Annotated in this window: 11 protein-coding genes; 4 read left to right on the forward strand and 7 right to left on the reverse strand. The window is 65.4% G+C overall.

The window, feature by feature from the left end; translation table 11 throughout:
- The first annotated feature begins 12 nt into the window (after positions 1-12).
- Genes IT350_19965 through IT350_19975 form a run of 3 tightly spaced genes read left to right on the forward strand, consistent with a single transcriptional unit; the run spans position 13 to position 2985 of the window.
- Complete coding sequence (locus IT350_19965; protein ID MCC6160339.1) at positions 13-1257, forward strand: aminotransferase class III-fold pyridoxal phosphate-dependent enzyme; 1245 nt, start codon at positions 13-15, stop codon at positions 1255-1257.
- Complete coding sequence (locus IT350_19970; protein ID MCC6160340.1) at positions 1254-1658, forward strand: hypothetical protein; 405 nt, start codon at positions 1254-1256, stop codon at positions 1656-1658. The genes IT350_19965 and IT350_19970 overlap by 4 nt, the downstream gene beginning before the upstream one ends.
- Before the next feature lie 10 nt (positions 1659-1668).
- Positions 1669-2985 (forward strand): class I SAM-dependent RNA methyltransferase, encoded by a 1317-nt coding sequence (locus tag IT350_19975; GenBank protein ID MCC6160341.1) that lies wholly within the window; start codon positions 1669-1671, stop codon positions 2983-2985.
- Positions 2986-3154: 169 nt separating this feature from the next.
- Here IT350_19975 and IT350_19980 read toward each other — a convergent pair whose 3' ends face one another.
- From IT350_19980 to rpiB, 6 genes are all read right to left on the reverse strand, one after another.
- Positions 3155-3685 carry a hypothetical protein gene (locus IT350_19980; protein MCC6160342.1) on the reverse strand — a complete coding sequence of 177 codons (531 nt, stop codon included), beginning with the start codon at positions 3683-3685 and terminating at the stop codon, positions 3155-3157.
- Positions 3686-3882: 197 nt separating this feature from the next.
- Positions 3883-5271 (reverse strand): HEAT repeat domain-containing protein, encoded by a 1389-nt coding sequence (locus IT350_19985; protein ID MCC6160343.1) that lies wholly within the window; start codon positions 5269-5271, stop codon positions 3883-3885.
- Positions 5268-5918 carry a riboflavin synthase gene (locus IT350_19990; protein MCC6160344.1) on the reverse strand — a complete coding sequence of 217 codons (651 nt, stop codon included), beginning with the start codon at positions 5916-5918 and terminating at the stop codon, positions 5268-5270. Before IT350_19990 ends, IT350_19985 begins: the two co-directional genes overlap by 4 nt.
- 24 nt (positions 5919-5942) lie before the next feature.
- Positions 5943-7094, reverse strand: a complete 1152-nt coding sequence (gene ribD, locus IT350_19995) for a bifunctional diaminohydroxyphosphoribosylaminopyrimidine deaminase/5-amino-6-(5-phosphoribosylamino)uracil reductase RibD (GenBank protein ID MCC6160345.1) — start codon at positions 7092-7094, stop codon at positions 5943-5945.
- Positions 7091-7636 (reverse strand): transcriptional repressor NrdR, encoded by a 546-nt coding sequence (gene nrdR / locus IT350_20000; GenBank protein ID MCC6160346.1) that lies wholly within the window; start codon positions 7634-7636, stop codon positions 7091-7093. Before nrdR ends, ribD begins: the two co-directional genes overlap by 4 nt.
- An 18-nt stretch (positions 7637-7654) precedes the next feature.
- Complete coding sequence (gene rpiB, locus IT350_20005; GenBank protein MCC6160347.1) at positions 7655-8089, reverse strand: ribose 5-phosphate isomerase B; 435 nt, start codon at positions 8087-8089, stop codon at positions 7655-7657.
- 186 nt (positions 8090-8275) lie between these two features.
- On the opposite strand from rpiB, the gene IT350_20010 reads away from it, so the two are divergent.
- Positions 8276-8956, forward strand: coding sequence for a nucleoside 2-deoxyribosyltransferase (locus IT350_20010; GenBank protein MCC6160348.1), 681 nt, complete (start codon positions 8276-8278; stop codon positions 8954-8956).
- A 79-nt stretch (positions 8957-9035) separates the two neighbouring features.
- Here the strand turns inward: IT350_20010 and IT350_20015 are convergent.
- Positions 9036-9985 (reverse strand): hypothetical protein (locus IT350_20015; GenBank protein ID MCC6160349.1); only part of this gene is annotated, 950 nt, incomplete at its 5' end.

Genomic DNA, 9985 nt, shown 5'->3' on the forward strand with positions numbered 1-9985 from the left:
TTGGAGAGTGCCATGTCGACGCGTTTGCCCCTGACCAACTCGATGCGCATGTACGAAGACGCGAAGCGCCTGATTCCCGGCGGCATGATGGGCATCCGCCGCCCGTACAACTTTGTGCCCGGTGAATACCCAATTTTCCTCGCGAGGGGGCAGGGCGGGCGCGTCACCGACGTCGACGGCAACGAGTATGTCGATTTCCTGTGCGCCTACGGGCCGATTATCCTCGGCTACCGCGAGGCCGAGGTGGACGACGCCGCGATCGACCATATCCGCGAAAACGGCTTCTGCTTTTCGCTTGTCCACGAGACGCAGAATACCCTGATCGAAACGCTGCGCCGCGTGATTCCATGTTGCGAGATGGGGTTCACGGTCAAAACGGGCTCCGACGCCACCACCGCAGCAATCCGCGTGGCGCGCGGATTTACCGGCAAGCTCAAGATCCTGCGTTGCGGGTATCACGGCTGGCACGACTGGTGCGTCGAGGTGCACGGCGGAGTGCCGCAAAAGCTCTACGAGGACACGCACGAGTTTGCCTACAACCGGCTCGACGAACTCGACGACCTGCTGAAGCGTCACGCGGGACAGGTCGCCGCGATCATCGTGACCCCGGTGGGGCACCCGCTCGCGCATCCGGTCGAAGCCCCCGCTCCGGGTTTTCTGGAGGGCGTGCGGGAACTGGCCAATCGCCACGAATGCGTGCTGATTTTCGACGAGATCCGCAGCGGATTCCGCGTGGCGATGGGCGGCGCGCAGGAGCGCTACGGCGTGACGCCGGACCTCGCCACCTTCGGCAAGGCGATGGCGAACGGCTGGCCAATCGCCGCGGTGGTGGGTCGCGCGGACGTCATGAGAGTCGTCGAGAAAGAGGTCTTCGTCTCGTCCACCTACTTCCCGAACAGCTCGGACATCGTGGCCGCGCTCAAAACGATCGAGATTCTGGAACGCGACCGCGTACTCGACGCGATCTGGTCGCGCGGCGAGGCGTTTTTGGCGCGGTTGCGCGCGGCGGTGGAGGCTTCGGGAGTGGATGCGCACGTGTCGGGCGTGCCGCCGATGCCGTTCATCACGTTCCCGACGAAACCCGACGGAACGCACAAGGATCAGCGCACGCGCTTTTACACCGAGGTCATCCGGCGGGGGGTCTTCCTGCAACCCTACCATCACGGGTACATTTGCTGGCGGCACACGCAGGCGGATCTGGATCAGGCGGTCGGCGCCGTGGAAGAGGCACTGGCCGAACTGCGGAGGAATTCTTGACGAAGGAACGGGCGCTGCCGCTTCTCATGCGGGGCACGGCGATCGCCATGGGCGCGTCGCTGGGGCTTTCGCACCTGTTTTTCCCGACGCGATACTTCAATCTCCTTGGGCAAACGAACTGGGACCCCGCCGATCCGTTTCACCGATTTCTCGCGCACGTCGTCGGCGTGCTGGTGCTAGCGCTGTGCGCGGGGATTTGGCACGCCGCTCGCGATCCGCGCCGCTATCGCCTCGTCATCGGGCAGTTCTTCATCGCGTCGGCGCTCATCTTGCCCGTGTACCTGTATCACTTGATTTTCACGGGCGCGATCGGCGGCATGGAGTGGTTCGTGCTTGTGGGCGTCGTCGCGCTCAATTACGGCTTCATCCGGCTCTATCCCGGCGCGGACTACAAGGGCTGAGCGCCCGCTCATGAGCAAATCGAAAAAACCGACGCCGGCGGTTCGGCCCGGCGACCGGATCGCGGTGCGTTTCGATGCCGTCGCGCACACCGGCGCGGCGAAGGGCACGCCGACCGATTCCGCCCTCGTGGGCCTTGTCGTCTTCTGCCCTGGCATGGCGCCGGGCGATGAGGCGGATGTCGTCGTGGTCTCGGCTGATGGTCGTTACATCGTCGCCACACCCGACGCCGATGCGCCCCGCCGCGGGGATTCGCCCTTGCGCGTCGAGGCGTCGTGCCCCGTCGCTTCGCGTTGCGGCGGTTGCGATTTCCAGCACATCGACATCGCGGCTCAGCGGGGCTTCAAGCGCGAGTTCGTCGAGTATCGATTGAAACGATCCGTCGCCGCGTTGCCCGAGATCGCAGACTGCGTCGCGTCGCCCGTCGCGCTTGACTATCGGCACCGGATCGACCTGCAAGTCGAGACGCACCGTGGCGACGTCTTGTTCGGCTTCATGGCGAAGGCGAGCAATGACCTTGTCACCATCGACGCCTGCCCGATCGCCGACCCGCGCATCGGCGAGCGGCTGGCATCGCTGCGTGCCGCATTGCGTGAACTGGCATTGGGGCGCGGCGCGCGTTTTCGCATGCGCGTCGTTGTCGACGAAATGTCCGGCGTGGTCATCGCGCTGCCCGCGGACGAGGACCAGCGCGAGACGCACTCCTGGGCGCTCGTGAACGACACGACGAGCGATGCCTGGCGGCGCATCGAACGCGTGCCCGAGTTTGCGTTCCCCGGCGACGGATACGAACTGCGTTACCCCCCCGCGTGTTTCACGCAGGTGAATCCCGGCGTGAATCGTTTGTTGATCGACGCCGTGCTGCGCGCGATCGCGCCGCGCGACGGGCTCGCGGTGCTGGAGCTGTACTGCGGCATCGGCAATTTCACCATCCCGCTGGCGCTCGCGGGAGCGTCGGTGGTGGGCGTGGAGTCGGACGGCGCGGCGGCCCGCTGCGCTCGCGCGAACGCGATGCGACTCGGGCTCGGTCGCGTCGAGATCCGCACACTCACGGCGCAGGGCGCGTGCGCACAGGCGCGGTCCCGGCGCGAACCCTTCGACGCGGTCCTCGCCGATCCGCCCCGCGCGGGGCTCGGCGAACGCACGGCCCGCGATCTCTGTGAAACGCGGCCCATGCGCATCGCGTACGTGTCGTGCGACCTGGACGCGCTCGCTGCGGACCTGAAAATTCTGGCGGGGCAGGGCTACCGGATTCGCGCGGTGACGCCCTTCGACATGTTCCCGCAGACGCGCCACGTCGAGGTGCTGGTCGAGCTCGGCCTCGTGTGAAGCCGAAAAACGATAAAAAAAAGTCGGCCGTTTGTGGCGACCGACTCTCCAGCGTGGCGGACTTCGATTCGGCGTTCATGGTCCGTTTTGCGAACGGAACCAATCCCGCCGACCTCGCCCCCACTCAAACTGTCAAAGACGTCATGCGAGCCGTTGTGCGCCCGCGTGATTACGCGCCCGTGTCCTCGCCGGTGTCGGTGCCGGTGTCCGTGCCGGTATCGGTCCCCGTGTCGGTTCCCGTGTCGCCGCCGGTCGTGGTGTCGCCGCCGGTGGCGTTGCTGCCGCCGGGGTCGCCCGAGTAGACATCGATCGAAACCTTGGCCTGCAGATTTTTGTAGGTCGCGACGACGATGGAGTAACCCTGCTTGCCCGTGGCGGAGAGCGTGGTGACGGCGATCCCGTCCACGTCCGTGGTGAGCGCAGTTTCGGCGAGGTCTCCGATCGTCGCGGTCATCACCACGCTCGCGCCTTCGATGGGCGCGCCGTCAGCCGCGTAGAGTTCGAGCAGAATTGTGATCGCGCCGCCGTCCATCACGTCGAGGTTGTCGGGCGTCGCCGACAGCACGAGCGTCTGCCCCGCGCCGTTCGTCGCCACCGCCGTCTCGTCGGTCATGAACTCGGCGTCCCCGCAGGCGATCGCCATCGACGTCGCGATGAGCAGCGCACCGATGAACGTCCGACTGGCTTTCAGACTGGTCATGTGACCCTCCACGGTCCGCAGCCCGATTGAGCAATCGACGTGCCAAGGATGTCAGCGGAGGCCGGAGAGGCTTAATAGTCAGTGATATTCAATAGTTACTGGCTCATATGTGGTGAAATACGACGCACAGCCGAATGCGGGAGAGGCGGCAAAATGGGTCGTGGCGGGCGCTCTAGAACGGGAAGAAAGTGCCGCGTCTACTTCTTCGCCGGCGTCTCCGGCGGGGCGGAAGCGGCGGAGTAAGCCGTGTCGATCATCTGTGCGTCGGAATCCCCGTCCGTGTAGACGTCGGCGTCGCGGTTCTTCTCGAACTTCGCGCGGATCACGCGACCAGCGTTCGACCCGTGGATGAAGCCGATGCCGAACTGGTTGCCCTGCGCGGTGAAATCATGGACGAGCGCGTCGTCGGACTCCCACAGGAACAGAAGACCGTTGACCTTGTTGTTGATCGAGCGCCCGCCGATCACCACGGCCTTCGGCGACGAACGCACCGAGATGCCCTGAAAGTCCGTGTCCGATACGCGCGGGTCGATGATCGTGCCCTCGGGGGCGTAGTAGAAAAAGATTCCGTGGCGAAGGCACCGTTCGACGGTGCACTCGGCGACCACGCACCCGCGCGCGCCGTCGATGTCGATGCCCGAATACGCGCCGCGCACCACAAACCCGCGCACCTCGGTATACGATGCGCGAATCCGAATCCCGACCTTGTCCGGCGTTGGGCCGGGCTTACCCTTTTTCGTCAGGTCGATGATCGGCGCAGGGCGCCCCGGCCATGCTCCGAGAAAGGTCGGCTGATTGAGCACCCCCGCTTTGTCCGGCGGCACATCCACGCTCTCGCGAAAGGGCTCCTGTTTGTCACCTGACGTCGCAAAGACGCGGTCGCCCGACGCGCCGGCGACGGCCTTGATCGCGCGGCCCATCGTTTTGAACGGTTTACTGAGCGTGCCGGGGTTTTTATCGCTACCCGCCGTCGCATCGACGTAAAACGAATTGCCCTGCTTTGCGGTGAGCGGCCTGCCGCGCGCGAGAAAGCGGTCGGGCCGACTCGCCTTGACGCGCGCGAGATACGGTTTGCGGATGGGGTCGTCCTTCGTAGCCAGCGCCTTCGCCGCAAGCAGAGCGTCGTCCCCGTTCGGTCCGTTGGCGATTTTTTCGAGAATCGCGAAAGTGTCCGTGACGTCATAGTTGCCGATGGCGTCGATGGCCGCTGCCCGCACGCGCACATCGGGGTCGGACATCGCCTTTTCCAGCGGCGCGATACTCGCGTAATCGCCGATGCGCCCGAGCGCCCAGGCGGCGGCCTCGCGCACCATCGGGCTGCGGTGCGATGTCACCACGCCGTTGAGGATCGGCATGGCCAATTTCACCCGGCGCACGCCGATCATGTATGCCGTCAGGCGTTTCTCGTGGTCCTTTTCGTCGTCGGGATCGCCGAAGATTTTGGCGTAGTCGGGGGTCTTCCAGTCGGCGACCGCGACGGCTTCCTGCGCCAACGCGGTTTGCGATCGGACGAAGTGCCCGGTCCCCGCGAGGGCGACCGCCGCGAGCAAGGCGAGGGCGAATCGGCGCGCAAGGCGGGTCGTCATGCGAACCCATGCTTCGCGAGGAATTCGCGTGTGACGCCGTCCGTCTCGCGTCCCTGCGCCGCATTCACCAGCTTCTCGACGTACTTTCCGATGATGTCGGCTTCGAGATTCACCGGTGAACCCTCGCGCAGATCGGAGAGCGTCGTCTGCGCGAGCGTGTGCGGGATGATGCCGACGGAAAAAGCCGATCCATCGCATGTGTTCACGGTCAGGCTGACGCCCTGCATCGCGATCGAGCCCTTGGGGATCAGATAGCGCGCGACCTCGGGTGGCGCTTCGACATGAAACACGACGAAGTCGGGCGAGCGTTCCACGCGGCTGACCTCGCCCACGCCGTCCACGTGCCCAGCCACCCAGTGTCCGCCGAGTCGGTCGCCGAGGCGCACCGCACGCTCCAGATTGATGCGGTGGCCCGCGCGCAGCTTGCCCGCGGTGGTCTTGGCTAGAGTTTCGCGACCGACATCAACCGAAAATCCATGAGCGCCGATCTCGACGACGGTCTGACAGTAGCCGTCGATGCTGATCGACTCACCCATCGCGAGTGTCTTCGCGTCGATCGCATTCGTGCGCACCGCAAGGCGCAGCCCGCTGCCGCGGCTCGCCGTGCTCTCGACCGTGCCGATATCCTCGATGAGTCCGGTGAACATCGTTGGTCCCTCAAGGCTTCGCGGTTACAACCCCGTCACGTCCGGAGCGATCCCGCCGCGCCGCACGTCGCCCTCGACCAGCACGTCGTCGCCCAGGCGCGAAACCTTGACGTCCGCAAGGCGCCATGCGTCGGCCACCTCGTCCACGCCGCGCCCGCCGATCACGCTCGGCGCGTCGCGCCCGCCGAAGATCTTCGGCGCGATCACGAGATGGATTCGGTCCACCACGTCGGCGTCGAGCGCCGCGGCCAGCATCGTCGCCCCGCCCTCGATCATCAGGCTCGCCACCTTCATCTCGCCCAGCGCGTTCATGAGGTCGCGAAAATCGATCTTCCCACCCTCGCCGGGCAGCATCAAGACCTCGCACCCGGCGTCGGTCAGGCGGCGGCGTTTTGCCTCGTCCGACGCTGCGGTCGTGGCGATGACCGTGATGCCCGGCAGTCCGCCCGAGACCACGCGAGCGTCTTCGCTGATCGAGAGACGCCCATCCACCACGATGCGCACAGGATGACGCACTCGCACGCCGTCGAGACGGCAGGTGAGTTGCGGATCGTCGTGGTGCACCGTGCCCGCGCCGACGAGAATCGCCTGATGGGTCCGGCGCAATTCGTGCGCGTAACGCAGCGACTCCTCCGAGCTGATCCAGCGGGAGGCGCCGGTGCGCGTGGCGATTTTGCCGTCGAGCGTCATGGCGGCCTTGATGATGACGTAAGGCCGGCGAGTGGTGATGTATTTGACGAATGCCGTGTTGATCGCGGCGCATTCCGCCTGCAGTACGCGCTCGGTGACGCCGACGCCGTTTTCGCGCAGATACCCGATGCCGCGGCCTGACACGCGCGGATTAGGGTCGATCATGCCGAGGAAAACATGCGCGATGCCCGCCGCGACGAGCGCCTCGACGCACGGCGGCGTGCGCCCGAAGTGCGCGCATGGCTCCAGCGTGACGATCATGGACGCGCCTGCGACGTCGTGGCCGGCGGCGCGGGCGGCGGCGATGGCGTTGATCTCGGCGTGCGGGCGTCCCACCTCCATGTGGTAGCCCTCGCCGATGATTTCTCCGTTCTTCGCGAGGACCGCGCCGACGAGCGGGTTGGGGTGCACGAAGCCCTCGCCCAGGCGCGCGAGGGCGATCGCCCGACGCATGAGGGCTTCGACGTCGATGGCGGGGGCGTTCATCCGGCCTTCTTGCGGCCCTTGGCGCTTGGAGCGGATTTCGCTTTCGCGGGTGCCGGAGCATCCTTGGACTTGCGCGGTGCGGGGGCGTCCTTGGCCTTGCGCAGGCGGTGGATGACCTTTTCGAAGTCGTCCGCCGCGTTGAAGACCATATAGACGGACGCGAAACGCACGTAGGCGACGTCGCTGAGCGCGCGAAGTTCGGACATCACCTGATCGCCGATGACGCGCGTGCTCACCTCTTTTTCGCCCATGTCGCACACGCGGCGCTCGACGCGGTACACCACCTCTTCGACCTGCTCGACGCTGACCGGCAGCTTTTCGCAAGCACGGCGCACGCCCGCGAGAATCTTGTCGCGGTCGAAGTCCTCGCGTCGCCCGTCCTTTTTCACCACGGCGGGGTGCATGTCGCCGACGCGCTCGTAGGTCGTGAAGCGCCGCCCGCACTTGGAGCATTTCCGCCGCCGGCGCACCACGTTGTTGCCCTCGCGGAACCGCGAATCCATCACCCGGTTGTCGAGACTCTGGCAGTATGGACAGCGCATTCCCGAATTGCCCCCCGGTTATGAAATCCGTTCGATCTTCTCGACGCGACGCGCGTGGCGACCGCCCTCGAATCCGGTCGTGAAGAACGCATCCAGAATATCCGCGGCCACGCCCGCGCCGATCACGCGTGCGCCGAGGCACAGCACGTTGGCGTCGTTGTGCAGCCGGGCCATTTTCGCAAGATAGGAGTCGGTGCAAACGGCGGCGCGGACGCCCGGATGCCGATTCGCCGCGTAACTCATCCCCAGACCCGTGCCGCACACGAGCACGCCGAGAGCGGCTTCGCCGTCTTCGACGGCCCGCGCGACGAGATGCGCGTGGTCGGGATAGTCGACGCTGGCCTGGGAATCGGTTCCGAAATCGACGATCTCGTGTCCGGCGGCGCGGATTCGCTCGATGACGACGGCGCGCAGGTCCACCCCGGCATGGTCGAAGCCGATGGCGACTTTCATGATTCCTCCGAGCCGGGAAGACAGGCGATGGTGGTCCGAAACCTACCACGCCCCCACATATGGACGCAACAAGTTATCCACAGGGGAGGATTCGGTTTAGCCGGGCCGCCGATTTCGCCCTTGAACCCGCGCGCCGGTAGGGTTACGTAAGCCCTCGAACCGTTGGCAGACCGAAAAGGAGCCGTCATGACCTCCGCACGCCCGCGAATCTACTGTTCCGGACCCCTTTTCAACGACTCGGAGCGCGCCGAAATGGCGCAGATCGCCGCCGCGCTCGAAGCGGAGGGTTTCGACACCTTTTTACCGCACCGCGACGGGCTCGAGTTTCGCGCACTTCTGGCTGACCTGATGATGGCGGGGCTTTCCATCGAGGACGCCCAGGCCGCGTGGGACCGCGCGATCTTCGCGCTCGACACGTATCAGGCCGTCGAGGGTTGCGACGCCGTGGTCGTCAACCTCAACGGTCGCGTGCCCGACGAGGGTGCGGTCGCCGAGGCGGCCATGGCATGGGCGCGCGGCCGCCTCGTCGTCGGATACAAAAACGACGTGCGTTCGCTGGTGATGGGCCGCGACAACGCGATGGTGGCGGGGCTCGTCGGATTTCGTGTCTTTTCCGATCCCGAGGCGATCGCGCGCGGAATGCGGAATGTGGAATGGAGAATGCGGAACGGAGAACGAGGGACCGAGCCGGCACACGAATCCTCATTCAACATTCAACCTTCTCCATTCTCCATTCCTCATTCCTCCGGCAACGCCGGTTCCGACGTCGAGGCCGTCATCGAGCTCGGTCGGCGCATCTGGGCGGACATGAACCCGGTGGAGAATCTGGAAGGCGTCGCGGCGACGGTGATGGGAATGAAGAATTGAGAATGTTGAACGGAGAATGAAGGCCCGGCACGCCCGATCCGTCTTCAGCATTCAGCATTCAGCATTCAGCATTCTCCATTCACCGCAGTCCCGGCTCCTCCATGCGCTCGTCCCACGAGGGATCGTCGTTCACGAGGCGGTCGATCCACTGGTAGAGGGTCACGCCGTCAACCGCGTAATTCGCGCCCTCGGGCAACAGGAATTCGTAACAGGTGTGCGAGTCCCCGGCGATGAAGAAGCGTCCGAAGCGGTCCGGGTGACGCGCGTCGATCTCGTCCGTGACCCCGCGCAACAGCCCCTCGAACGCGTACTTGTTCATCTGCAGGAACCAACCCGAGATGATCGCGTCGTGCCACGCCGTGAACATGCCGATGCGAAGTTGCGGGTCGATGTCGAGGTAGAGGTCGTAGAGCCACGTCATGATGGGTCCGTCGCAGCGCATGCATTCGTCGGGGATGCGCAGGTTCCACGAGGTGCGGATCGTCTCCCACGTCTCGGGCTGCGCCGGGTCCCAGAAGCCGACGCCGGAGTCGGAGAGCACGTACGTCTTCGCGTTGGGATAGACGTACTTGATCATCGGCCAGGCGATGTAGGTGCCGAATCCGCCCGCGCTCGATCCGGTCACGAGCACCGTCCTGGCGTTCGGAAACAGCCGCGCGGCGAGCGCCGCCGACGCCGCCGTGTGGCGCATGCCGTGATGATAGACCGAACGGTTGCCGACCGCGTACTCGCCGTCGCCCGCGTGGATGCTGTTGTCGCAGTAGGGCACGTAGACAAACGTCCAGTCGCGCAGCGGGTTTTCGGCGTGGCGATTCTTGAATCCGATGTCGAGCAGGAACTCGATCTGAAACGCGATGTTGTAGCCGGGCCAGCTCGCGCCGCCGCCTTCCATGAAAAACATGACGCGTTCGGGATCGCCGGGGGAAACGTCCACCGCGGCGGCGGTGCCGTCGAAGCAGCGCATGTCTTCCTTCGAAAACGTGAAACGCGTGTAGCCGTTGTACGCCGGCTCTTCTTTCACGGGCGCCA

It is taken from the genome of Deltaproteobacteria bacterium, from assembly GCA_020845895.1.
Classification (GTDB): Bacteria; Lernaellota; Lernaellaia; order JACKCT01; family JACKCT01; genus JADLEX01.

Coding starts and splice junctions, on each gene's coding strand:
- IT350_19965 (MCC6160339.1), top strand. CDS start 13: ATGTCGACGCGTTTGCCCCTGACCAACTCGATGCGCATGTACGAAGAC.
- IT350_19975 (MCC6160341.1), top strand. CDS start 1,669: ATGAGCAAATCGAAAAAACCGACGCCGGCGGTTCGGCCCGGCGACCGG.
- IT350_19980 (MCC6160342.1), bottom strand. CDS start 3,685: ATGACCAGTCTGAAAGCCAGTCGGACGTTCATCGGTGCGCTGCTCATC.
- IT350_19985 (MCC6160343.1), bottom strand. CDS start 5,271: ATGACGACCCGCCTTGCGCGCCGATTCGCCCTCGCCTTGCTCGCGGCG.
- IT350_19990 (MCC6160344.1), bottom strand. CDS start 5,918: ATGTTCACCGGACTCATCGAGGATATCGGCACGGTCGAGAGCACGGCG.
- ribD (MCC6160345.1), bottom strand. CDS start 7,094: ATGAACGCCCCCGCCATCGACGTCGAAGCCCTCATGCGTCGGGCGATC.
- nrdR (MCC6160346.1), bottom strand. CDS start 7,636: ATGCGCTGTCCATACTGCCAGAGTCTCGACAACCGGGTGATGGATTCG.
- rpiB (MCC6160347.1), bottom strand. CDS start 8,089: ATGAAAGTCGCCATCGGCTTCGACCATGCCGGGGTGGACCTGCGCGCC.
- IT350_20010 (MCC6160348.1), top strand. CDS start 8,276: ATGACCTCCGCACGCCCGCGAATCTACTGTTCCGGACCCCTTTTCAAC.